The 22,962-nt window shown below is 72.0% G+C and carries 20 protein-coding genes; 15 read left to right on the top strand and 5 right to left on the bottom strand.

From position 1 onward, the window contains the following. The first annotated feature begins 743 nt into the window (after positions 1–743). From mraY to FH608_RS44935, 11 genes are all read left to right on the top strand, one after another. On the top strand, positions 744–1,805 hold the full coding sequence (gene mraY, locus FH608_RS44985) for a phospho-N-acetylmuramoyl-pentapeptide-transferase (RefSeq protein WP_139637306.1): 1,062 nt from the start codon (positions 744–746) through the stop codon (positions 1,803–1,805). Next, entirely contained in the window at positions 1,802–3,178 is a 1,377-nt protein-coding gene (murD, locus tag FH608_RS44980) for a UDP-N-acetylmuramoyl-L-alanine--D-glutamate ligase (RefSeq protein ID WP_139637305.1), read from the top strand. The genes mraY and murD overlap by 4 nt, the downstream gene beginning before the upstream one ends. After that, positions 3,162–4,436: a putative lipid II flippase FtsW gene (gene ftsW / locus FH608_RS44975; protein ID WP_193318982.1), complete on the top strand. Its 1,275-nt coding sequence runs from the start codon at positions 3,162–3,164 to the stop codon at positions 4,434–4,436. The genes murD and ftsW overlap by 17 nt, the downstream gene beginning before the upstream one ends. A 12-nt stretch (positions 4,437–4,448) precedes the next feature. Continuing rightward, on the top strand, positions 4,449–5,525 hold the full coding sequence (murG, locus tag FH608_RS44970) for an undecaprenyldiphospho-muramoylpentapeptide beta-N-acetylglucosaminyltransferase (protein ID WP_139637304.1): 1,077 nt from the start codon (positions 4,449–4,451) through the stop codon (positions 5,523–5,525). Further along, entirely contained in the window at positions 5,522–6,919 is a 1,398-nt protein-coding gene (gene murC / locus FH608_RS44965) for a UDP-N-acetylmuramate--L-alanine ligase (protein WP_139637303.1), read from the top strand. Before murG ends, murC begins: the two co-directional genes overlap by 4 nt. Before the next feature lie 17 nt (positions 6,920–6,936). Next, a complete protein-coding gene (locus FH608_RS44960; RefSeq protein WP_139637302.1) occupies positions 6,937–7,602 on the top strand; it encodes a cell division protein FtsQ/DivIB in 666 nt (221 codons plus the stop codon). 325 nt (positions 7,603–7,927) lie between these two features. Then, positions 7,928–9,472: a cell division protein FtsZ gene (gene ftsZ / locus FH608_RS44955; RefSeq protein WP_139637301.1), complete on the top strand. Its 1,545-nt coding sequence runs from the start codon at positions 7,928–7,930 to the stop codon at positions 9,470–9,472. A 115-nt stretch (positions 9,473–9,587) separates the two neighbouring features. Continuing rightward, positions 9,588–10,280, top strand: coding sequence for a YggS family pyridoxal phosphate-dependent enzyme (locus FH608_RS44950; RefSeq protein WP_139637300.1), 693 nt, complete (start codon positions 9,588–9,590; stop codon positions 10,278–10,280). A gap of 139 nt (positions 10,281–10,419) precedes the next feature. Further along, positions 10,420–10,920: a cell division protein SepF gene (locus FH608_RS44945; RefSeq protein WP_139637299.1), complete on the top strand. Its 501-nt coding sequence runs from the start codon at positions 10,420–10,422 to the stop codon at positions 10,918–10,920. Between the two features lie 80 nt (positions 10,921–11,000). Continuing rightward, on the top strand, positions 11,001–11,288 hold the full coding sequence (locus tag FH608_RS44940; RefSeq protein ID WP_139637298.1) for a YggT family protein: 288 nt from the start codon (positions 11,001–11,003) through the stop codon (positions 11,286–11,288). Positions 11,289–11,395: 107 nt separating this feature from the next. Then, a complete protein-coding gene (locus FH608_RS44935) occupies positions 11,396–12,271 on the top strand; it encodes a DivIVA domain-containing protein (protein ID WP_139637297.1) in 876 nt (291 codons plus the stop codon). A gap of 826 nt (positions 12,272–13,097) precedes the next feature. On the opposite strand, the gene FH608_RS44930 is transcribed toward FH608_RS44935, so the two are convergent. Then, positions 13,098–13,367, bottom strand: coding sequence for a hypothetical protein (locus tag FH608_RS44930; RefSeq protein WP_139637296.1), 270 nt, complete (start codon positions 13,365–13,367; stop codon positions 13,098–13,100). A gap of 1,042 nt (positions 13,368–14,409) precedes the next feature. Here FH608_RS44930 and FH608_RS52125 point away from each other — a divergent pair. Further along, on the top strand, positions 14,410–14,571 hold the full coding sequence (locus FH608_RS52125) for a hypothetical protein (protein WP_153262342.1): 162 nt from the start codon (positions 14,410–14,412) through the stop codon (positions 14,569–14,571). A gap of 497 nt (positions 14,572–15,068) precedes the next feature. Here the strand turns inward: FH608_RS52125 and ileS are convergent, their stop codons facing one another. Beyond that, positions 15,069–18,215: an isoleucine--tRNA ligase gene (ileS, locus tag FH608_RS44925; protein ID WP_139637295.1), complete on the bottom strand. Its 3,147-nt coding sequence runs from the start codon at positions 18,213–18,215 to the stop codon at positions 15,069–15,071. Positions 18,216–18,648: 433 nt separating this feature from the next. Here ileS and FH608_RS44920 point away from each other — a divergent pair, with 433 nt between their 5' ends. Genes FH608_RS44920 through FH608_RS44910 form a run of 3 tightly spaced genes read left to right on the top strand, consistent with a single transcriptional unit; the run spans position 18,649 to position 20,541 of the window. Next, complete coding sequence (locus tag FH608_RS44920; RefSeq protein WP_394367742.1) at positions 18,649–19,053, top strand: TraR/DksA family transcriptional regulator; 405 nt, start codon at positions 18,649–18,651, stop codon at positions 19,051–19,053. Further along, positions 19,017–19,619 carry a signal peptidase II gene (lspA, locus tag FH608_RS44915; RefSeq protein WP_226900474.1) on the top strand — a complete coding sequence of 201 codons (603 nt, stop codon included), beginning with the start codon at positions 19,017–19,019 and terminating at the stop codon, positions 19,617–19,619. Before FH608_RS44920 ends, lspA begins: the two co-directional genes overlap by 37 nt. Then, entirely contained in the window at positions 19,612–20,541 is a 930-nt protein-coding gene (locus FH608_RS44910; protein WP_139637293.1) for an RluA family pseudouridine synthase, read from the top strand. Before lspA ends, FH608_RS44910 begins: the two co-directional genes overlap by 8 nt. A 20-nt stretch (positions 20,542–20,561) precedes the next feature. Here FH608_RS44910 and FH608_RS44905 read toward each other — a convergent pair whose 3' ends face one another. From FH608_RS44905 to FH608_RS44895, 3 genes are read right to left on the bottom strand one after another with little or no spacing between them, the layout of a single operon-like run. Next, positions 20,562–21,980 (bottom strand): protein kinase domain-containing protein, encoded by a 1,419-nt coding sequence (locus tag FH608_RS44905; protein WP_139637292.1) that lies wholly within the window; start codon positions 21,978–21,980, stop codon positions 20,562–20,564. Between the two features lie 9 nt (positions 21,981–21,989). After that, entirely contained in the window at positions 21,990–22,301 is a 312-nt protein-coding gene (locus FH608_RS44900) for an AzlD domain-containing protein (RefSeq protein ID WP_139637291.1), read from the bottom strand. Further along, positions 22,298–22,960, bottom strand: coding sequence for an AzlC family ABC transporter permease (locus FH608_RS44895; protein WP_139637290.1), 663 nt, complete (start codon positions 22,958–22,960; stop codon positions 22,298–22,300). Before FH608_RS44895 ends, FH608_RS44900 begins: the two co-directional genes overlap by 4 nt. Positions 22,961–22,962: the final 2 nt, after the last annotated feature.

The following is a 22,962-nucleotide window of genomic DNA, read 5'->3' as shown; positions in this document are numbered from 1 at the left end:
CCCGCGCCACACAGATCGCAGCCGGGGCCGCAGCCAGGGCCACAGGACGGACCTCAGACCGGGCCTCAGGCCGGACCTCAGGCGGCGCCGCACTCCGGGCCGCACCCGGGACCTCAGGGTGGTGCTCCTCATCCGGGCGCGCCGCAGGGGTGGCACGGGCCCGTACCCGAGCAGGAGGCGCCGGGCAGCGCGGTCGCGATGTGGCAGGCGCCGGACGGCGGCCCGCAGACCTGGCAGGCACCGGACGGCGGCAACCCCGCGCCGGGGTGGCAGGCACCCGAGGCCGGCGGCGCCCCGCAGGGCCGGCAGTCCGCGGCCGGGCCCCAGCCGAGTGGTCCCCAGCCGGGTCAGCCCGGTCCGGTGCCGGGCGGGTTCCCGGCGGGTGGTCCCGTGCCGGGGCAGCCGCCGATGGGCGGGCCCGGGCACGGGCCGGTGGGCGGTCCTGGAGCCGGGCGGCCGCCCGTGGGAGCTCCGGGGGCACCGGCGGGTGTCGGAGCGGCGTATCCTGCGCAGTCGATGCGAATTGTGCACGTGCCCGACGCCGAGGCGGCCGCGGCCGAACTGGCCGGCTGGCTGCGTCCCGGAGACGCCGTGCTGGTGAAGGGACCGAGAGCCATGGGACTCGAAAGGACGGCCGAGCTGCTGCTGGGGGAGGGAGCCGTACCAGGCGCAGCGAGGGGCGGCACGGGCCCCGGGACGCAGGGCGAGGCGGACCCCACCCGTAAGCCCAGGGGTGCCGCTCAGTGACCAACATCATCATCGCCGGCGCGGTGGGCCTGATCCTCTCGATGCTGGGCACCCCGCTGGCGATCCGGCTGTTCTCGCGGCGCGGCTACGGCCAGGAGGTCCGGGAGGAGCTGCAGCAGGGCGGCCACAGCAGCAAGCGAGGCACCCCCACCATGGGCGGCACGGTGTTCGTGCTGGCCGCCCTGCTCGCCTACGGCGCCTCCCACCTGGCCACCCTGGCTCCCCCCACCGTGTCCGGCATGCTCGTGCTCTTCCTCATGACGGGGCTCGGCGCGGTCGGCTTCCTCGACGACTTCATCAAGATCTACAAGCAGCGCAGCCTCGGCCTCCGCAGCGGCGCCAAGGCGCTCGGCCAGCTCATCGTCGGCGCCGTCTTCGCGTTCCTGGTGGTCCGCCAGCCGAACGTCTACGGCATCACCCCCGCCGAGACCCGCGTGTCGTTCCTCCGTGACATCGGCCCCAACATCGGCATCATCGGCTTCACCATCTGGGTGCTCTTCATGATCGTCGGGTTCTCCAACGCGGTGAACCTCACCGACGGCCTCGACGGGCTGGCGAGCGGCGCGACCGGCGTCGTGCTCGCGGCGTACGTGCTGATCGGCAACTGGCAGCTGCGCAACAACTGCATCGACCAGCTGGGCCCCAACTGCTACTGGGTACGAGATCCGCTGGACCTGGCCGTGGTCGCCGCCGCCGTGCTGGGGGCGCTGATCGGGTTCCTGTGGTGGAACGCCCCGCCCGCCCGCATCTTCATGGGCGACACCGGCTCGCTGGCGCTGGGCGGCGTGCTGGCGGGGCTGGCCATCGCCACCCGCACCCAGCTGCTGCTGGTCATCCTGGCCGGCCTGTGCGTGATCATCACGCTGTCGGTGATCATCCAGGTCGGGTCGTTCAAGATGACCGGTAAACGGGTGTTCAGGATGGCGCCGCTGCAGCACCACTTCGAGCTGAAGGGCTGGGCGGAGACCACCATCGTGGTCAGGTTCTGGCTGATCGCGATGCTCTGCGCGGCGCTCGGGCTCGGGCTGTTCTACGTCGAGTGGATGCCGAGACCATGAGCGTGACCTGCGTGGCCGGGCTCGGCGTTTCCGGCACCGCCGTGGCGAGGACGCTGGCCGAGCGCGGCGAGCGGGTCGTGGTCGTGGAGGCGGTGGAGGGGGAGCGCCAGCTCGCCGCCGCCGCCGAGCTGGCCGCCGTGGGCGTGGAGACCCGTTTCGGAGCCATGGAGGTGCCGCGCGGCGCGACCCGGCTCGTCACCACCGGCTGGGCGCCGCACCACCCGCTGATCGCCGCCGCGCTCGAAGCGGGCGTCGAGGTCGTGGGGGAGGTGGAGCTGGCCTGGCGGCTGCGCCCCGCGCAGGCGGCTCCCTGGCTCGCGCTGACCGGCACCAACGGCAAGACCACCGCCGTGCGCATGCTCACCGCGATCCTGCTCGCCGCCGGCCGCAAGGCGCTGGCCGTCGGGAACGTGGGCGTGCCCGTGGTGCGGGCCGTCGCCGAGCCGTACGACGTGCTGGCCGTCGAGCTGTCCAGCTTCCAGCTGCACTGGTCGGGCACGCTGGCCCCGCACGCCGCGGCCGTCCTGAACGTGGCGCCCGACCACCTCGACTGGCACGGCTCCATGGAGGAGTACGCCGCCGCCAAGGGACGCATCTTCGAGCGGGCCCGGCACGTGATCTACAACGCCGACGACCCCGAGGCCGCCCGGCTGGCCGCGCCCTATCCGGGAGCGGTCGGGTTCACCTTGCGGGTGCCAGGTCCCAGGCAGCTCGGCGTGGTGGAGGACCTGCTGGTCGACCGGGCGTTCGTGGCGGACCCCGTGGCGGCGGCCGAGGAGCTGGCGACGCTGGAGGACGTACGGCCGTTCGCGCCGCACAACGTGGCCAACGCGCTGGCCGCGGCCGCCCTGGCCCGCTCGCTCGGCGTGCCGTCCGAGGCGGTGCGCCAGGGCCTGCGCGACTTCGTGCCCGACCCCCACCGCCTGGCCCACGTCGACCGGGTGGGCGACGTCGACTACGTCGACGACTCCAAGGCGACCAACCCGCACGCCGCCGCCGCGGCGCTGGCCTCGTACCCGTCGATCGTGTGGGTGGCGGGCGGGCTGCTCAAGGGCGCCGACGTCGACGACCTGGTGCGCCAGGCGGCGCCGAGGCTGCGCGGCGCGGTGCTGCTGGGCACCGACCGCGCGCAGATCGCGGAAGCCATCGCGCGACACGCGCCGAATGTCCCCGTCGTGGACATCGCCGATCGGGACACTGGTGCGATGGAAAGAGTCGTCACCGAAGCCGCCCGGCTGGCCTCGCCCGGGGACACCGTGCTGCTCTCCCCGGCGGGGGCCTCCCTTGACATGTTCGCCAACTACCCGGCGCGGGGGGAGGCCTTCGCGCGCGCCGTACGCGGGCTGAGGCTGCGACGTGAGCGCGAGCGCTGAGGAGCCGCGCGCCGTCGAGGGGCCGGGAGGCTGGGCGCGCGAGCAGCTCGGCGCGCTCAAGGAACTGCTCGACAAGCCGCTGACCACCTACTACCTGATCATCATGTGCAGCGCGCTGCTGCTCGCGCTCGGCCTGATGATGGTGCTGTCGGCCTCCAGCATCGAGGCGCTGCAGAAGACCGGCAGCCCGTTCTCGTGGTTCATCAAGCAGTCGGTGTCGACCGCGGTGGGCGTGCCCCTGATGTGGATCTGCTCGCGGCTGCCGGTGAAGTTCTTCCGCTGGGCCGGCTACCCGGCGATGGCGCTGTCGATCCTGGCGCTGGTCATGGTGCTGTTCATTGGCTCGGCGGAGCTGGGCGCGCAGCGGTGGATCTACGTCGGCTCGTTCACCATCCAGCCGTCCGAGCCGGCCAAGCTCGGGCTCGTGCTGTGGGGGGCCGACCTGCTGGCCAGGCGGGCGCGGCAGGGCCGCATCGAGTGGCGGCAGCTGCTGATCCCGCTCATGCCCGGCACCGCGATCCTGGCCGTCATGGTCATGCTCGGCCGCGACCTGGGCACCACGCTGGTGCTGTTCATGATCTTCCTGGCGCTGCTGTGGGTGGTGGGGGCGCCGGTCAAGCTGTTCGGCGGCATCATGGGGCTGGCGGTGCTCGCCGCGGTCATCATGATCAAGGTGGAGCCGTACCGGATGGCGCGCATCGGGGCCTTCTGGGACCCGTGGGCCGACGCGCAGGGCGCCGGCTACCAGGCCGTGCAGGGGCAGATCGCGATGGGCTCCGGCGGCTGGTTCGGGCTCGGGCTCGGCAGCAGCCGCCAGAAGTGGAGCTGGCTGCCCCACGGCGAGAGCGACTTCATCTTCGCCATCCTCGGCGAGGAGCTCGGGCTGATGGGCACGCTGATGGTGGTGGCGCTGTTCGGGTTGCTCGGCTACGCCGGGCTGCGGGTCGCCGTCCGCGTCAACGACCCCTTCATCAGGCTGTCCGCCGCCGCCATGGTGGCCTGGATCGTCGGCCAGGCGACCGTCAACATGGGAGCCGTGCTCGGCGTGCTGCCGATCACCGGCATCCCCCTGCCGCTGGTCTCGTACGGCGGCTCCTCGCTGCTGCCCACGCTGGTCGCGCTCGGCATGCTGGTGTCGTTCGCGAAACGCGAGCCCGGCGCGCGAGAGGCCTTGGCGGCTCGTGGCCCCGGGCCGGCCGCCCGGGCCCTAAGCTGGCTTGGCCTGGGCAGCACGACCAGACGCAGAGTGACACGTTAGGGAGTGACCGAGATGAGGGTGGTCCTCGCCGGTGGCGGGACGGCCGGGCACATCGAGCCCGCGCTCGCCCTTGCGGACGCGCTGCGCCATCTTGACCGGGGCGTCGGCATCACGTGCATGGGCACGGAGCGCGGCCTGGAGACGCGGCTCGTCCCGGCCAGGGGCTACGAGCTGGAGCTGGTGCCGGCGGTGCCGTTGCCACGGGCCATCACCCCGAGCCTGCTCACCGTGCCCGGCAGGCTGGCGGGGGCGATCAACGCGTCGGCCGCCATCCTCGACCGGGTCCAGGCCGACATCCTCGTCGGCTTCGGCGGCTACGTCGCCACCCCCGCCTACCTCGCGGCCAAGCGGCGCGGCGTGCCGATCGTCGTCCACGAGGCCAACCCGCGCCCCGGGCTGGCCAACCGGCTCGGCGCCCGGCTCACCGACCACGTCTTCACCGGCTTCCCCGACGCCGGGCTGCCCAAGGGCGAATACATCGGCACCCCGATCCGGCGCGACATCGTCAACCTCGACCGCCTGTCCATGGGCGACAAGGCGCGCTCCTGGTTCGGGCTGGAGGGCGACCGGCCGACGCTGCTGGTCTTCGGCGGCTCGCAGGGTGCCAGGTCGCTCAACCAGGCCGCGCTCGCCGCCGCGCCCGTGCTGCGCGCGGCGGGGGTGCAGGTGCTGCACGTGATCGGCCCGAAGAACACCGTCGACCACGAGCCCCCGCCCGGCGACCCGCAGTACGTCCTGCTGCCCTACGTCGACCGCATGGACCTCGCCTACGCGGCCGCCGACTTCGCGCTGTGCCGCTCCGGCGCGCTCACGTGCGCGGAGCTGACCGCGGTGGGGCTGCCGGCCGCGTACGTCCCGCTGCCGCACGGCAACGGCGAGCAGGCGATCAACGCCACGCGCATCGCCGGGGGCGGCGGCGGGCTGATGGTCGACGACGCCGACCTGTCACCCGATTGGATCATCCACAACGTGCTGCCCATCCTCCGCGACCCCGAGCGGGTCGCCGCCATGTCGGAGGCCGCCTCCGTCCTGGGGCGGAAGGACGCCGATATCATCCTTGCCAGGAAAGTGTTGGAGATAGCCCGATGAGTCTCGTCAAGCTGGTCGATCCCGTAGCCGTAGCCGACCTGGGGCGGGTGCACTTCATCGGCATCGGCGGCGCGGGCATGTCGGGCATCGCCCGCATCCTGCTCAAACGCGGCGTGCGCGTGACGGGCAGCGACGCGCGCAGCTCCGAGCTGATCACCGAGCTGCGCGAGCTGGGCGCCACCATCCACATCGGCCACGCCGCCTCCCACGTGAGAGACGTCGACACCGTGGTCGTCTCCACCGCCATCCGCGACTCCAACCCCGAGCTGGGCGAGGCGCTCAAGCAGGGGCTGCGGATCATCCCGCGGGCCGCCGCGCTGGCCTCCGTCATGGCCGGCCGCACCGCCGTGGCCATCGCGGGCACCCACGGCAAGACCACCACCACCTCGATGCTGACCGTGGCCCTGCAGAAGTGCGGGGCCGACCCGTCCTACTGCGTGGGCGGGCAGCTCGTCACCACCGGGCTCGGCGCCGACGACGGCCAGGGGCAGGTGTTCGTGGCCGAGGCCGATGAGAGCGACGGGTCCTTCCTCATGCTGGCGCCCGACATCGCCGTGGTGACCAACGTCGAGGCCGACCACCTCGACAACTACGGCGACCCGCGCGCCGTCCACGACAGCTTCGCCAGGTTCGCCGACCGGGTCGGCTCGCTGCTCATCGCCTGCGCCGACGACCCGGGCGCGGCCGAGGTGGCGCGCCGGGCCCGCGAGCGCGGCATCCGGGTCAGGACGTACGGGCTCCAGGGCGACGACTACCACGTGAGAGGGGTCAGGCCCGACGGGTTCGGCACGGTCTTCGACATCGAGGGCAGGGGCGACGTCCGGCTGGCCGTCCCCGGGGCCCACAACGCGCTCAACGCCACTGCGGTGATCGCCGTGGCCGACGAGCTGGGCCTGCCGTTCGAGGAGATCAGGCAGGGCCTCGGGGCCTTCACGGGGGCCAAGCGGCGCTTCGAGGCCAAGGGCGAGGCCGGCGGCATCGCCGTCTTCGACAGCTACGCCCACCACCCGACCGAGCTGACCGCCGACCTCAAGGCCGCCCGCGACGTGGTCGCCTCCTACTCCGGCAGCGGCCGGGTCATCGCGGTCTTCCAGCCGCACCTCTACTCCCGCACCCGGTTCTTCGCCGACGAGTTCGGCGCGGCGCTCGGGCTGGCCGACGAGGCCATCGTGCTCGACGTCTACGGAGCCCGCGAGGACCCCGAGCCGGGCGTCTCCGGCGCGATGGTGGCCGGGCGGGTGCCGCTGCCGCCGGAGCGGGTGGCCTACGCGCCCGACCGGGCCGCGGTGCCCGCGCTGGTGGCCGAGCGGGCGCGGCCCGGCGACATCGTGCTCACCATGGGGGCGGGAGACGTGACGGAGCTCGGCCCGCAGATCGTGGCCCGCCTCTCCTGACGGCCGGAGGGCTGGCGATGAAGGCTCGCACGGCGTTCCTGGTCCTGCTGACGGCGGGAGTGGTCGGCTCGGCCGCCTGGCTGGTGTTCTTCTCGCCGGTCCTCGGCGTGCGCTCGATCGAGATCGTGGGAAATCTCACAGTGCCCAGCGAGCACATCAAACAGCAGGCCGGGGTGGCCGAGCTGCATCCGCTCGCCACCGTGAACCTCGCTGACGTCGAGAGCCGCGTCCTCGGCATCAGACAGCTCGCCACCGCCAAGGTGGACCGCGTGTGGCCCGGCACGCTCAAGATCGAGGTGGTCGAGCGCGAGCCGGTCGCGGCGATCCCCGCGGGCGGCAAGTTCGCGATCGTCGACAAGCAGGGCGTGGTGATCGAGATCAAGCCCGCGGCGCCGGCCATGCTGCCGGTGCTCAAGGTCGGCAACCCGGCGCAGGGCGATCCGGCCATGATGGCCGCGCTCAAGGTCATCGACGCGGTCCCCGACGCGCTGGCGCCCAAGATCAGGCAGGTGCGCGCCGACACGGCCGAGGCGGTGACCTTGGAGCTGTCCGACGGCCGTACCGTCGTCTGGGGCGGCGCCGACCGGCCCAAGGAGAAGGCGCGCATCCTCACCTCGCTGCTCAAACACGAGAGGGCCGGCGTCTACGACGTCAGCTCTCCTGACGTGGTGACGTTGAAGTGATCAAGAGTGGGCAAGTCCGCGGCAAGGGCATCGCCGAGCCTGTGCGAGGTGGGGGCCGCGGCGTGAGAGCCTTAAGTCGTACGTCGGGCAGTGGAGTCCCCGACCAGGCGCGACTTCGGAGCGAAACGGACAGCCCGCGACACGCCGGACGTGCTTGCGGCGCGGTTAGTTGACCCGCCAGGTAGGGGACTCCTACTGTCCGTATCAATCCTCAGGTTGACATAAATCTAAATCTCAACCTGAGGTTGAGAGTTATCCGAAGTGACAAAAAGCGGAGACAATCCGCACCGAAATGGCAAGTCAACGAGCGGAAAGGCCCCTCGTCGTGGCAGCACCGCAGAACTACCTCGCGGTCATCAAGGTCGTCGGCATCGGCGGCGGCGGAGTCAACGCCGTCAACCGGATGATCGAGGAGGGACTCAAGGGCGTCGAGTTCATCGCGATAAACACCGACGCCCAGGCGCTGCTGATGAGTGACGCCGATGTGAAACTCGACGTGGGCCGGGAGCTCACGCGCGGTCTGGGCGCGGGCGCCAACCCCGACGTGGGGCGCAAGGCGGCCGAGGACCACCGGGAGGAGATCGAGGAGGTCCTCAAGGGGGCCGACATGGTCTTCGTCACGGCAGGGGAGGGCGGCGGCACCGGCACGGGCGGCGCGCCCGTCGTGGCCAACATCGCGAGGTCGCTCGGCGCGCTCACCATCGGTGTCGTGACCCGGCCGTTCAGTTTCGAGGGCCGGCGCAGGGCCATGCAGGCCGAGGCCGGCATCGAGACGCTGCGCGACGAGGTCGACACGCTGATCGTGATCCCCAACGACCGGCTGCTGTCGATCTCCGACCGGCAGGTGAGCGTGCTCGACGCCTTCAAGGCGGCCGACCAGGTGCTCCTGTCGGGTGTCCAGGGCATCACCGACCTGATCACCACTCCCGGCCTGATCAACCTCGACTTCGCCGACGTCAAGTCGGTCATGTCGGGCGCCGGCTCCGCGCTCATGGGCATCGGCCACGCCCGCGGCGACGACCGTTCGGTGGCCGCGGCCGAGATGGCGGTCTCCAGCCCGCTGCTGGAGGCCAGCATCGACGGCGCCCACGGCGTGCTGCTGTCGATCGCGGGCGGCTCCGACCTGGGCCTGTTCGAGATCAACGAGGCGGCGCAGCTCGTGTCCATGGCGGCCGCCCCCGACGCCAACATCATCTTCGGCACGGTCATCGACGACGCGCTCGGCGACGAGGTGCGGGTGACGGTGATCGCGGCCGGGTTCGACGACGTGCCCACGGTGGCGGAGAAGCAGGCGCCCCGCCCGGCCGGCCGTCCCGCGGCCCAGCCGCCGGCGTCCGCGCCCGTGCGGCCGAGCGTCGCCTCCCCGAGCGTGAAGTCGGAGCCGCCCCCGCCGCGCCCTGAGCCGCGCGCCGAGACGCGCCCCGAGCCGCGCGGGGACTTCAGGCCCGAATCGCGCGCCGAGTTTCGCCCGGAGCCTCGGACGGAGTTCCGTCCCGAGCCGCGCGCGGAGTTCAGGCCGGAGCCGCGCCCCGAGCCGCGCGGGGACTTCAGGGCCGAGTCGCGCCCCGAGCCCCGTGCCGAGTTCAGGGCCGAGCCCCGTCCGGAAGCGCGCCCCGACCCCCGGCCCGAGCCCCGCCCCGAGGCGCTGCGACCCGAACCGGTGCGGCCGGTGGAGCCGGCGCCCGAGCCCGCGGTCGACGAGGCCGCCGCCGACGAGCCGTCCGGCCCCGTCTCGATCCCTCGGCCCACGCCCGAGCCCGCCAACCCGCCCACGCCCATCACCTCCCGCATGCCGGAGCCCGCCAAACGTCCCAGGGTGGTCTTCGAGGAGCAGGAGGAGGAGCTCGACGTCCCCGACTTCCTCAAATAGCCCGGCCCGACACCCCAGCTTGCCCGACGCCGCTCCCCGGAAGGGATCCGGGAGCGGCGCCGTCGTGTGCGCGACGGCGTACCCTGAGCCGGTCCGGAGTGAAAGGGAGAGTGACGTGAGAAGGGACGAGATCGCGGCCGGGCTCGCCGAGGTCGACGCGCGCATCGGGGCGGCCTGCCGCGCGGTGGGCCGCGACCGGGGCGAGGTCACGCTGATCGCCGTCACCAAGACCCGTCCGGCCGAGGACGTGCGGATCCTGGCCGAGCTGGGCGTGCGCGACATCGGCGAGAACCGCGACCAGGAGGCCGCCGCCAAGGCGAGCGAGCTCGCCGACCTGTCGCTGACCTGGCACTTCGTCGGCCAGCTGCAGACCAACAAGGTGCGCTCCGTCGTCTCGTACGCCGACGTGATCCACTCCGTCGACCGCCTGCGCCTGGTCGAGGCGATCAGCAGGGAGGCGGTGCGGCAGGGCCGCAGGATCGGCTGCCTGATCCAGGTCGCGCTCGACGACGACCCTGGCAGGGGCGGCGCCCGGCCCGCCGACGTGCTGGAGCTGGCCGACGAGGTGGCCCTGGCCGAGGGCCTGTGGCTGGGCGGGGTCATGGCGGTGGCGCCGCTGGGGGAGGAGCCGGCCAAGGCGTTCGCCACGCTGCGCGACGTGGCCACCCGCCTGGAGGAGCAGCACCCCCGCGCCAGGATGATTTCGGCCGGTATGAGCGAAGACCTCGCCGAGGCCGTCGCGTACGGCGCGACACACGTGCGCGTCGGTACGGCGTTGCTCGGTCGTCGCAAGCCCTTCGTCAGGTAATGTCCCCTCAAGTGGGTCTTCAGGCTCACGATCAGATAGAGGTCGATCAGCGGTGAGTTCCACGGGGGTACGGCTACCGCCTCGGGCGCCGGCGACGGGCCCGAGCGAGTGCGACCATGAGCAGGAGGACGACGGAGCGATGGCCGGCGCGATGCGCAAGATGGCGGTCTACCTCGGTCTCGTGGAGGACGACCGCTACGAGAGGTATGAGAGCTACCCGGACGAGTACGCGTACGAGGACGAGCCTCAGCGGACCGGCGAGGAGCGGCCCGTGGCGGTCCAGGACCGCGACGAGGAGCCCGACGCGGGCGTGCCCGCACCCAGGCCCGCCACGACCATCCTGGAGCGCCGCACGACCGATCTGGCGCGCATCACGACCCTCCATCCGCGCACGTACAACGAGGCGCGTACCATTGGAGAGCACTTCCGGGACGGCACCCCGGTCATCATGAACCTGACCGAGATGGTCGACAGCGACGCAAAGCGCCTTGTTGATTTCGCGGCAGGTCTGGTCTTTGGCCTACATGGCAGCATTGAACGTGTTACCAACAAGGTGTTCCTGTTGTCCCCTGCCAATGTCGAGGTGACCGCCGAGGACAAGGCCCGAATCGCGGAACGCGGGTTCTTCAATCAGAGTTAGAGTCTCTGTATGTCTATCGCACCCAACCGGGTCTCGCCGAGACCGGGAGGGCACACGAGAAGTGGAGGGGCGGCCGGGCCGTGGGGATCGTCAGTCAGATCTTGGTCGTAGTCCTGTCTCTCTACCTGGTGTTGCTCATCGGCAGGATGATCTTTGAGACGGTGCAGGCCTTCGCCCGTCATTGGCACCCGTCGGGTGTCATCCTGGTGCTGGCCGAGGCCACTTACACCGCAACCGACCCACCACTCAAGTTCCTCCGCCGTTTCATTCCCCCGCTCCGGTTGGGTACGGTGGCCTTTGACCTAAGCTTCACTGTCCTGTTCATCGTCGTCCTGCTGTTGATCAACATAGTCGGGATGCTGCGATGACCGGGCCGGAGTGGCGCCGGTCGTGATCCAACTCGTGTCCGCGCTGAAGTGATTCGGGTTACCGTCCCCTCCGGACAGACTCCAAAGCGCGCCAAGGAGACCAAAAAATGCCGCTGACGCCCGCTGATGTGCGGAACAAGCAGTTCAGTACCACCCGGCTGCGGCCGGGCTACGACGAGGAAGAGGTCGACGCCTTCCTCGACGAGGTGGAGGCTGAGCTCGACCGTCTGATCCAAGAGAACGAAGAGCTCCGTGCGAAGCTGGCGGAGTGCCTGCGCGGGAAGGTGCCGGGCGGCATGAACATGCCCATGGCTTCCGCCCCCGTGCAGGAGCAGCCCAAGCCCGAGATGATGGCACCGCCGCAGCCCGAGCCCATGCGGGCCCCGGAGCCGCCGCCCGTGCAGCAGCAGCCGGTCCCCGTGGCCATGAACATGCCTCCCGCCGAGGACAACATGGACACCGCGGCCCGCGTTCTCGCGCTCGCCCAGCAGACGGCCGACCAGGCGATCTCCGACGCCCGCCGGGAGGCGGACGAGACGGTCACCCGCGCCAGGCGCGAGGCCGACGAGATCCTCAACAAGGCCCGCCGCCAGGCCGAGCAGGTCATCGGCGACGCCCGCGCCCGCGCCGAGACGCTCGAGCGCGACGCGCAGGAGCGCCACCGCCAGGCCATGGGCTCGCTGGTGCAGACCCGCGACGAGCTCGAGCGCAAGGTCGAGGAGCTGCGCAGCTTCGAGCGCGAATACCGCAGCAGGCTCAAGCTCTACCTGGAGAACCAGCTCGCCGAGCTCAACGTCTCCGCCGAGGGCAGTGGCGGATTCCCGGTGATGTCGGGTGGTCCCCAGGCTCAGGCTCCCGCCATGTCCCACGCGGTGTCGCAGAGCGGCCAGCAGCCCCTTCCCGGCGGCCCCAACCCGTTCGGCGGCGAGGCTCCGCAGGGCGCTTTCCCCGGCGGTGACGGTCCCCACAACGACCGCCGGTAAAGTAGCGGGTCGCTAGGACCTGTCACTCGAAAGAGCTCCCTGTGATCCTTATCAGTGCTGGTTTGGTGCTCGCGGCGGTCGTGCTGCTGATCGCGGGCTTCGTACTGGCTAAGCCGTTCCTGATCATGTGGTCCATCGTGGTCAGCGTTCTCTCCGCGCTGTTCCTCGTGATCGGGGCGTTCCTGCGGCGAAACGAGCTTTTTCCCGGTGGCGGGCAGGCCGCTGCGCCGGCCACCCCACCGAAAGGGCTCATGCCGCCGGGCTTGCCGCACACCCAGACCGGCCCCACGGTTCACCGGCAGCCACCGCCACGACCCCAACCGCATCCGCAGACGCCGCAGCGGACGGCGACCGTTCCCGCCGCCGCTTCGCGCCGCCCCGCGGCCCGCGGCATCGCGCCGGATGCGATCGTGCTGGTGATCCCCGGACGCAAGCGCTACCACGTGTCCGGCTGCCGACAGCTGAGCGGTCGGAACAGCGAGGAGCTCACGTACGAGGAGGCACGCGAGGAGGGCTTCACGCCCTGCACGACGTGCCTGCCTGACGCCGCGCTCGGCGGACGGCAGCTGCCGCCTGCCGCCGACCCCGAGCCCGCCGTCGCACCCGGCCCCACCGTCACGACGGAGAGCCGGGCGGAGAACTCCGCGGAGACCCGCGACGTACGTCCGCCGGTCGCCCCGCCGAAGCCCGACACGAAGGCTTCCACCCCCACCCCGGAGCCCGCCGCCGCCCATGAGGAAGGCGCCACCGGGTGGTTCGGCCGTTCCCCCGCCTCCTCCGCCGCCTCCTCCGACCCGGACGATGATCAGGCGGACACGCAGACTTCCTACTTCCGGCCGCCGTCCACGCGCAGGCCCGACTCCCCGCCGCCCCGCCCCGCATCCGGGCCCTCCACACCGGGCGGCCCCGCCAAGAGCGCACCCCCTTCTTCCAGCGCCGCCTCCCCTGCCGCCCCTTCCAAGAGCACGCCGCCCTCAGGCACGTCGCCCTCGGCCAGGCCGGGCACGCAGTCACCGGGCACGCAGCCGTCTGGCAGGCCGGGCGCGGGTGCGCCATCTCCGGACAGGGCCACGCCGGGCGCGCCTGATCGGGGCAAGACGGAAGCGCCGACGGGCAAGCCGTCGCAGCGCGCCGCGACGCCGGAGCAGCCCGCAGGCAAGACCGGCCAGCCCTCCGGCGCCACCGGCCAGCCCTCCGGCGCCCCGCAGCGCTCCGGCGCCTCCCAGCCCTCTGGCGCACGTCAGTCCTCCGGAACGCCTCAGCCTTCCGGAGCGCCTCAGCCTTCCGGCGCAACCCGGCCTTCCGGTACGAAGGCCGGCCAACCGGGTGGCACGTCCGAGCCGAAGCCGGGCCGGCCCGCAGCCGACACCGACGACGACTCCTCGGGGCCTGCCACGGCACCGCAACCGCGCGTGCCCTCGTCGGTGACCCCGTCCCGCCCGGGCGGCCCTTCCGGTGGTGCCGCGGGGCCGTCACAACGTCCTTCCGGGGCCTCCAAGACACCCGCGTCGGCGGTGCCCGAGCGGCCCGCCTCCTCGGCCGAGTCGGAGGCCAAGCCCAAGGGGCCGTTGCCTCCTGGCGCGGTCACCAGGTCACCCGAGGGACGTCCCTCCGGTACGGGTTCGGGCGCCGGACCGTCGGCACCCGGCAAGACCGGCCCTGACCGCCCACCGGCCACCGGCTCCGAACGCCCGTCCGCCGCGGGGACTGGCCGCTCACCGGCACCTGGGTCTGAAGGTCGCCCCGCCACGGGGACTGGCCGCCCGGCCGCAGCCGGCAGCCCGTCCGGGACCGGTGGCACCAGGCCGGCTGCCCCTGCGACGGCTCCCAAGGGAGAAGACGCGCCCGGCAAGGGAGACGCTCCCAGGGGACAGGGCACCGGCGAGAAGTCCAGCGCCGCCGCCGCACCCACCGCCAGCGCGGCACCAGGCTCCGGCGCTGCCCCCAGGCCCGCGTCCACGTCCAGGCCCGGTGCCACGTCCAAGTCCGGGGGCGATGAAGCCCCCAAGACAGGAGCCTCCAAGCCCGGTGACGGTGCCTCCAAGGCTGAGGCCGGCGGTTCCAAGGGTGGCGGCTCCAAGGCGGGGGAGAGCGGATCCGTCGGGGGCGGTGGCAAGCCCACCGGTGGCAAGGGCACGGTGAAGGTGATCGTCGGCACCCGCCGCTACCACAGCACCGCCTGCCCGCTGATCAGAGGTGCGGGGGAGACGGGCGTCGAGACGATGACGCAGGCCGAAGCCGAGGCCGCCGGTCTGACGAGTTGCTCGGTCTGCCAGCACGATCGCGAGGCGGCCACCTAGGCCATCGCGAGACGCCATCGCGAGACGGGCCCATGGCCAAGAGCCAAGGCAATGCAGCCTCGTGATCAGGCTCACTTCGCGATCAGGCTCACCCTCGTGATCTAGCCGAGCCTCGTGATCTAGCCGAGCCTCGTGATCAGGCCGAGTCTCGTGATGAGGTCGAGGCTCGTGATCAGGCTGATGCTCTTGATCAGTCGAGGCCGGTGATCAGCTTGAGGCTCTTGATTCAGACCGAGGCTCGTCGTTAGGGCCCGCCCATACGCTCGGGCTGAGCCCCATGGTTACGGCTGGCCGTATGGTCGGGCCGAGCCTCGTGGTCAGGGCCAGCCTCGTGGGTCGCGCCGAGCCTCGGTACGTCGGCCCGGGTTTCCGTGGCCCCGGCCCCGTTCGGTGGAGGGCGGGTTACCGGGAAGCCATCCCGCTCGGTCGATGCGGGATGGTGCTCGTCGAACCGGTGGGCCGGGCGTTGGGAAGCCCGGCCCACCGCCGTGCGAGCGTCAGGCGCGGCGGAGCTGGAAGGTCAGGGCCAGGTCCTCGTCCGTGTGGGACGGGAGGTCCGCCGCCGTGCCCTCCGTGACCGTGGCGGCCAGCACTTCCTCCGCCACCACATGCCCGTCGGCGCGCAGCGCCGCGGCGAGGTCGGCCGAGGAGGTGGTCCACCACAGGTCGATCCGGTCGGTGATGGACAGGCCGGTCGACTTGCGGGCGTCCTGGACCAGGCGGATCACCTCGCGCAGCAGGCCGGCGCGGCGCAGGTCGTCGGTGAGCTGGAGGTCCAGGGCGACGGTCTCGCCGGTGCCGGTGCCGATGGCGCCGGTCTCGACGGCCCAGCCCGCCCGGGGCTGCTCGTTGACGATCACGTCGTCGGGCCCGAGCGTGATCTCGCCCAGTTCGTCCGCCTCGACCATGACCGTGGAGCCGGAGCGCAGGGCGCGGGCCACGCGGGTGGGGTCGGCGGCGGTCACCGCGGCGGCCACCAGCTTCGTACGGGGACCGAACCGCTTGCCCAGGGCCCGGAAGTTGGGCTTGACGGAGTAGGACACGAGGTCGGCGCTGAACCCGGACATGTCCTCGAGCGCGTGGACGTTGAGCTCGTCGGCAACCAGGCCGCGCAGCTCCTCCGGCAGGGACGGCCAGCCGTGCGCGCCCACCAGGGCACGGCCCAGCGGCTGGCGGGTCTTGACGCCCGAGGAGGCGCGGGCCGAGCGGCCCAGCTCCACCAGCCGCCGCACCAGCGCCATCTGGTCGGACAGCGCCGGGTCGAGGAGGTCCTCCCGCACCGCGGGCCAGGAGGCCAGGTGCACCGAGGAGGGCGCCTCAGGGGAGCGCAGGACGTCCCACAGGTAGTCGGTGACGAACGGCGTGATGGGCGCCATCAGCCGCATCACCGTCTCCAGGCACTCGTACAGCGTCGCGAACGCCTCCCGCGACCCCTGCCAGAACCGGCGGCGCGAGCGGCGGACGTACCAGTTGGACAGGTCGTCGAGGAAGTCGGCCAGGCGGCGGCCGGCGCGCTGCGTGTCGTACTCGTCGAGGGACGCCGTGACCTCGGCCACCGTGCGGTGCAGCTCGGCCAGCGCCCAGCGGTCGAGCAGCGGGCGCTCGGCCGCCGGCGTGGCCTCGGCGAGCATGGCCGGCGACCAGGACTCGGCGTTGGCGTAGAGGGTGAAGAACGACGTGGTGTTCCAGAGCGTCAGGAGCACCTTGCGGACGATCTCCTCCAGCGCGTTGTGCCCCACCCGGCGCGCCGCCCAGGGCGAGCCTGAGCAGGCCATGAACCAGCGCAGCGCGTCGGCGCCGTGCTGGTCCATCAGCGGGATCGGCTCCAGGATGTTGCCCAGGTGCTTGCTCATCTTGCGGCCGTCCTCGGCCAGGATGAGGCCGAGGCAGAGCACGTTCTCGTAGGAGGACTGGCCGAAGACGAGCGTGCCGACGGCCATCAGCGAGTAGAACCAGCCGCGCGTCTGGTCGGTGGCCTCGCAGATGAACTGCGCCGGGTAGACGCCCTCCGGCTTGCCGCGCTCGCCCCACTGGGCGAACGGCATGGAGCCGGAGTCGTACCAGGCGTCGATGACGTCGGGCACGCGGCGGGCCAGGCCGCCGCACGAGGGGCAGTCGAAGGTCACGTCGTCGACGTAGGGGCGGTGCGGGTCGAGCGCGGAGACGTCGCGGCCCGCGAGGGTGCCCAGCTCCTCCAGCGAGCCGACGCACGTCACGTGGGACTCGTCCTCGGCGCACACCCACAGCGGCAGCGGCGTGCCCCAGTAGCGCGAGCGCGACAGCGACCAGTCGACGTTGTTGCGCAGCCACTCGCCGAAGCGGCCCCACTTGATCGTCTCGGGGTACCAGTTGGTGCCGGCGTTCTCGGCCAGCATCTGGTCCTTGACCGCGGTGGTGCGGATGTACCACGACGGGAGGGCGTAGTAGAGCAGCGGCGTGTGGCAGCGCCAGCAGTGGGGGTAGGCGTGCTCGAAGTGGCCGCCGCGGTAGAGCAGCCCGCGGGCGCGCAGGTCGTCGGTCAGCTCCTCGTCGGCGTCCTTGAAGAACCGCCCGCCGACCATGGGGACGTCGTCGAGGAAGCGGCCGTCCGGGCCGATCGGGTTGACGACGGGCATGTCGTAGCGCTTGATCACGGCCAGGTCGTCCGCGCCGAAGGCGGGGGCCTGGTGGACCAGGCCGGTGCCGTCCTCGACCGTGACGTAGTCGCCGAGCACGACGTAGTGGGCGTCCGGGATGTCGACCAGGTCGAACGGGCGGGAGTAGGTGATGTGCTCCAGCTCGCGCCCGGTGTAGCGGGCGACCTCGGTCGCGCCCTCGCCGAGGACGGACAGCAGCGGCTCGGCGACGACGAGGACCTCGCCGCCGGCCGTGCGGGCCGCGACGTACGTCACGTCGGGGTGCACGGCGACCGCCGTGTTGGAGACCAGGGTCCACGGCGTGGTCGTCCAGATGAGCAGCGCTGCGCCCAGCTCGGCCAGCGGCCCGGACGTCACCGGCATGCGGACGTAGACCGACGGGCTGGAGACGTTCTCGTAGCCGCCCGGCTGGCCGAGCTCGTGGTCGGACAGCCCTGTGCCGCAGCGCGGGCAGTAGGGGGTGATGCGGAAGTCGCGGAACAGCAGCCCCTTGTCCCACACGACCTTCAGCGACCACCACACCGACTCGACGTAGGACGGGTCCATCGTGCGGTACGCCTGGGACAGGTCGATCCAGTAGCCCATGCGCTCGGTCATCTGCTCGAACGCGTCGACGTGGCGCAGCACGGACTCGCGGCACTTGGCGTTGAACTCGGCGATGCCGTAGTCCTCGATGTCCTTCTTGCCGGTCAGGCCCAGCTCGCGCTCGACGCCGACCTCGACCGGCAGGCCGTGGCAGTCCCAGCCGGCCTTACGCGGAACGCTGAACCCGCGCATGGACTTGTAGCGGGGGAACAGGTCCTTGAACACCCGCGCCTCGACGTGGTGCACGCCCGGCAGGCCGTTCGCGGTGGGCGGACCCTCGTAGAAGACCCAGGAGGCGTTGCCGGAGTTCTGCTCCACGGAGCGCTCGAAGATCTTCCCGTCCCGCCAGCGGTCCAAGACCTCACGCTCGAGCGCGGGCAGGTCGACCTGCGCGGGAAGAGAGCGGAATGATGGGGAAGACATCTCGGGCGTGACCTCCACGCTTCATCGGCCGGTAGGGCTTGCGTGAAGGGACGAAGCCGTACGGCTCCGCGGTACCACCCTTCTTGATCCCGCTCGGAGCGGGACCCTCTTCTTTATGTCTGCTGCCGGGTCTAATGAGCTCGGATGAGCCGTTCTTCCGGCGGCTCCGGGGTGATATCCCTCACAGTCGGGCCCCATCAACGCCTTGCAGTACCAAACCATAACGCAGAGTGGAGGCAAAGGCTTCCTGGTTTCCGAGGCACCGAGAGCGCATCGGTACGCAACGGACAAAGTTGTGGGAATGGACACGCCTGCGGAGGAGTTGAATGCGCGAGGCGGGATAGTACGGGGGAGGTAAACCGTCCGGCGGGTCGTTTGCCGTTCCGTTATCAGGATCCTAAGCTGCCCGCACCATTCACGGCCTTGATCAGCAATGGAGGCAGCCATGGCGGCAGTCACGCAGACCACAGCCACACCGTCGATGTGGTCGGAAGAAGAGCTGGCCGAGGTACGCGGCAGGCTGCAGAGCGAGATCGACGAGCTCAACGCGGACATTCACCGCCACGAGTCGGAGATAGCCTCTGGAGACGTCACCCAGGGAGCCGGCGACGACCAGGCGGACGCCGGCGCCAAGACGTACGAGCGCGAACGCGAGATCGCCCTTACCCTGAATGCGCGCGATCTGGTCGCGCAGAACGAACGTGCGATCGCCCGGATCGACGCAGGGACCTATGGAGTGTGCGAATCGTGCCACAAGCCGATCGGCAAGGAACGCCTTCAAGCGTTCCCGAGGGCGACGCTGTGCGTGGCCTGCAAGCAGAAGGAGGAGCGCCGGTAGCGGCGCCCGCGGGCAGGGCCCGCGGGCGGCTCTTCGCCGCCCTCGTCGTGCTGGCGGCCGTGATCTACGCGGCCGACCTCATCACCAAGACGGTGATGCTGAGAACACTTGAGGGCAAGGGACCGCTCATCGTCATCCCGGACGTCCTGCAGTTCCGGGTGATCTTCAACTCCGGTGCCGCGTTCAGCATCGGCACCGGAATGACCTTCATCTTCACGCTCATCGCCGCGGGCGTCGTCGTCGCCATCGTGCGCACCGCCCGCAAGCTCGGCAGCCGGGCCTGGGCCGTCACGCTGGGCCTGCTGCTCGGCGGGGCGCTCGGCAACCTCACCGACCGGCTGCTGCGCTATCCCTCGGGAATCGGCCGCCCCACCCAGCTCCAGGGTCACGTCGTCGACTTCATCGAGGTCCTCCCCGGGCATTTCCCCGTGATCGACTACTTCCCCGTGTTCAACGTCGCCGACTCGGCCATCGTCTGCGGCGGCATCCTCGCGGTGCTCCTGGCCTGGCGCAACGTGCAGATCGACGGGTCGAGGCCCGCCAAGGAGGGCGGCCAGGATGCCTGACCAGCGCAGCCTGCCCGTTCCCGACGGGCTGGAGGGCGAGCGGCTGGACGCCGCGCTCTCGCGGCTGTTCGGCTTCTCCCGCACCCGCGCCGCCGAGCTGATCGGCGCGGGCGAGGTGCTGGTGGACGGCCGGCAGCCCGCCAAGTCCGACCGCGTACGCGCGGGCGCCTGGCTCGACGTGACCATGCCGCCGCCCGTCACCACGCCGATGCCGGTCGCCGAGCCGGTTCCGGGCATGACGATCGTCTACGAGGACGACGACATCATCGTGGTCAACAAGCCGATCGGGGTGGCCGCCCACCCGACCGTCGGCTGGACGGGCCCCACCGTGATCGGCGGGCTGCTGGGCGCCGGCCACACGATCGCCACCAGCGGGGCGGCCGAGCGGCAGGGCATCGTGCACCGGCTCGACGCCAACACCACGGGCGCGATGGTGGTGGCCAAGAGCGAGGTGGCCTACTCCCGGCTCAAGCGGGCCTTCAAGGAGCGCACGGTCGACAAGCGCTACCACGCGCTGGTGCAGGGGCATCCCGACCCGTTCAGGGGCACGGTCGACGCGCCCATCGACCGGCACCCGTCGGGCGACGGGCGGTTCGCGGTGGTGGCGGGGGGCAAGCCGTCGGTCACCCACTACGACACCGTCGAGGCGTTCCGGGCGGCCTCGCTGCTGGACATCAAGCTGGAGACCGGGCGTACGCACCAGATCAGGGTGCACATGGCGGCCCTGCGCCACCCCTGCGTCGGCGACATGCTGTACGGCGCCGACCCCACGCTCGCGGCCCGCCTGGGGGTGACCCGGCAGTGGCTGCACGCGGTGGCGCTCGGGTTCGAGCATCCGACCGGCGGGGAGTGGATGTCGTTCAGCACCGACTACCCGGAGGACCTGCAGAAGGCGCTGGACACCGTACGCGACGAGTCCTGACCACGCCGGGCCCGGGGCGGTCAGTGGCGTGCCTTGGGCTTCTTCCTGCCCTGGCTCCCCTTGGCCCCGCCTGACGGCTCCACCGCGCCGGGGGTGTGCGAGGGCGCCTGGTCCTTGTTTCCGCGCTTCTCGTCCTGCTTGTCCTTGCCCTGGCCGGTCTCGCGGGGCGTCGGCTCCCGTGAGGGGCGCCGGTCCGGCGAGCGTTCACCGGACGGCCGGTCGTCGGACGGCCGCTGCCGGGACGGGGCCTGTTCGGCGCGGCGCTCGCCGTACGGCGTGCCGGGCCCGTCGTCCGAGCGGGGCGGCGAGCTCTCATCACGCGGAGGGCCGGACGCGGTGTTCTCCGGGGACGGGGAGGCGGACGGGGTGACCGTCACGACGGACGGGACCTGGCTTGGCGGACCGGGCACCTGACCGCCCTGGCTGGACCACCAGGCCGCGCCGCCCGTGACCACCCCGACGACCACCGTGGCCGCGGCGACGGCGGCCAGCGGCAGCGCGCGCCGCCGCGACGGCGGCGGGGACGCGGGCGACGGTCCCGTCGGGAGCGGGGGCCCGGAAGATGCGGTCGAGGGAGGCGCGGCGGACGGCAGAGGGACGGGGCCGGTCGGCTCGGGCGCGCCGCCCGAGGTGATCGCCGCCAGCCGCCACTCGGCCTCCTCCAGCGACATGCGCTCGCCCGGGTTCTTGCGCAGCAGCCCGAGCAGCACGGGGCCGAGCACGCCCGCCCGGGACAGCGGCTCGGGCTCGGCGTGCATGACCGCGCCCAGCGTGGCCAGCGGGTTGTCCCGCTGGAAGGGGGAGCGGCCCTCGACGGCCAGGTAGAGCGTCACGCCGAGGGACCACAGGTCCGAGGCGGGCCTTGCCTGGCCGCCCGCCGCGCGTTCCGGCGCCATGAAGGCGGGGGTGCCGATCAGGACGCCGGTACGGGTCAGCGGCGCGTCGTCCTCGGTGGTGGCGATGCCGAAGTCGGTGAGCACCGCCCTGCCGTCCTCGGCGAGCAGCACGTTGTCCGGCTTCACGTCGCGGTGCAGCACGCCCGCCGCGTGCGCGGCCCGCAGCGCCGAGAGGAGCTGCAGCCCGATGCCGGCGGCCTCCACCGGGGTCATCGGCCCGTCGTCGCGGATCAGCTCGCCTAAGGTGCGCGAGTGCACGAGCTGCATGACGATCCAGGGATGGCCGCGCTCCTCCAGGACGTCGTACACGGCGGCCACGCCCGGGTGCGCCACCCGGCCGGCCGCCCGGGCCTCCCTGAAGGTCCGCACGGCGAATCCGTCGCGCTCGGGATCGGTCAGGTCAGGTGGCGGCAGGACCTGCTTGACGGCCACGTCCCTGCCCAGGACCTCGTCGTGTGCCTGCCAGACCGTGCCCATGCCGCCCCGGCCGATCGTCCTGAGCAGCCGGTAGCGCCCGCCGACCATCACCGCTGAATCGGACATGCACGGCGACTACCCCAGAAAATACCGGACAAGCGCGGTCACGACGGCCGCCGCCGCCAAAGTGACCAGGAAGGGGGCCCGCAGCAGCAGCGCGACCACGGCGGCGCCGAGTCCCGCCGTACGGGCCGGGTCGAAGCGCAGCGCGCCCTCCTCCGTGAACACCTGCACCGCGATCAGCGCCGCCAGCAGCGCCACCGGCACCAGCTCGGCGAACCGGCTCACCACCGGATGCTCCAGCACCCGCCGCGGCGCCGCCAGACCGGCCAGCTTGAGCGCGTAGCAGCCCGCGCAGAGCGCCGCGATGGCCCACCACAACGTCATCGGACCATCACCACCAGCACGGCGCCGGCGGCCAGCAGCACGGGGACGCCGGACGGCAGGAACGGGGTGGCGCACAGCGCGACCGCCGCGCCGGCCACGGCCAGCCGGCGCAGCTCGGCACTGGCCGCCAGGCGCGGCCACAGGATGGCGAGGAACGCGGCCGGACCCACCACGTCGAGTCCGAAGACGCCGGGGTCGCCCAGGGCCGACGCGCCGTACGCGCCCGCCAGCGTGGTCAGGTTCCAGGTGAGGTAGAGGCTGGCGAACGTGGTGGTGAAGCCCGTGCGCGCCGCCTCGGGGGTCGGCTGGGCCAGCGTGACGGCGGTGGACTCGTCGATCACGCCGTGGGCGGCCAGCAGCCGGCGCGGCCCGCGTACTCGTAGCAGGTCGGCCAGGCGCAGGCCGTACAGCGTGTTGCGGCCGCCCAGCAGCAGCGCGCCCAGCGTGGCGGCCACCAGGTCGCCGCCCGCGCCCACCGCGCCGGTCAGCGCGAACTGCGAGGCGCCGGTGAACGTCAGCAGGCTGAGCACGCACGCCTGCGGCACGCTGAGGCCCGCGGTGATCGCCGCGGCGCCGAACGCGACGCCCGACAGCCCCACGGCCACGCCCACGCCGAGACCGTCCCGGATGGCGGCGGAACGGTGAGTTGTCTGTTCCATGC

The organism is Nonomuraea phyllanthi, assembly GCF_006334985.2.
Classification (GTDB): Bacteria; Actinomycetota; Actinomycetes; order Streptosporangiales; family Streptosporangiaceae; genus Nonomuraea; species Nonomuraea phyllanthi.
The sequence above is the reverse complement of the archived record's forward strand: the minus strand, read 5'-3'. Positions and strand labels throughout refer to the sequence as shown.

Coding starts and splice junctions, on each gene's coding strand:
- murD (WP_139637305.1), top strand. CDS start 1,802: ATGAGCGTGACCTGCGTGGCCGGGCTCGGCGTTTCCGGCACCGCCGTG.
- murG (WP_139637304.1), top strand. CDS start 4,449: ATGAGGGTGGTCCTCGCCGGTGGCGGGACGGCCGGGCACATCGAGCCC.
- murC (WP_139637303.1), top strand. CDS start 5,522: ATGAGTCTCGTCAAGCTGGTCGATCCCGTAGCCGTAGCCGACCTGGGG.
- FH608_RS44960 (WP_139637302.1), top strand. CDS start 6,937: ATGAAGGCTCGCACGGCGTTCCTGGTCCTGCTGACGGCGGGAGTGGTC.
- FH608_RS44945 (WP_139637299.1), top strand. CDS start 10,420: ATGGCCGGCGCGATGCGCAAGATGGCGGTCTACCTCGGTCTCGTGGAG.
- FH608_RS44935 (WP_139637297.1), top strand. CDS start 11,396: ATGCCGCTGACGCCCGCTGATGTGCGGAACAAGCAGTTCAGTACCACC.
- ileS (WP_139637295.1), bottom strand. CDS start 18,215: ATGTCTTCCCCATCATTCCGCTCTCTTCCCGCGCAGGTCGACCTGCCC.
- FH608_RS44920 (WP_394367742.1), top strand. CDS start 18,649: ATGGAGGCAGCCATGGCGGCAGTCACGCAGACCACAGCCACACCGTCG.
- FH608_RS44910 (WP_139637293.1), top strand. CDS start 19,612: ATGCCTGACCAGCGCAGCCTGCCCGTTCCCGACGGGCTGGAGGGCGAG.
- FH608_RS44905 (WP_139637292.1), bottom strand. CDS start 21,980: ATGTCCGATTCAGCGGTGATGGTCGGCGGGCGCTACCGGCTGCTCAGG.
- FH608_RS44900 (WP_139637291.1), bottom strand. CDS start 22,301: ATGACGTTGTGGTGGGCCATCGCGGCGCTCTGCGCGGGCTGCTACGCG.
- FH608_RS44895 (WP_139637290.1), bottom strand. CDS start 22,960: ATGGAACAGACAACTCACCGTTCCGCCGCCATCCGGGACGGTCTCGGC.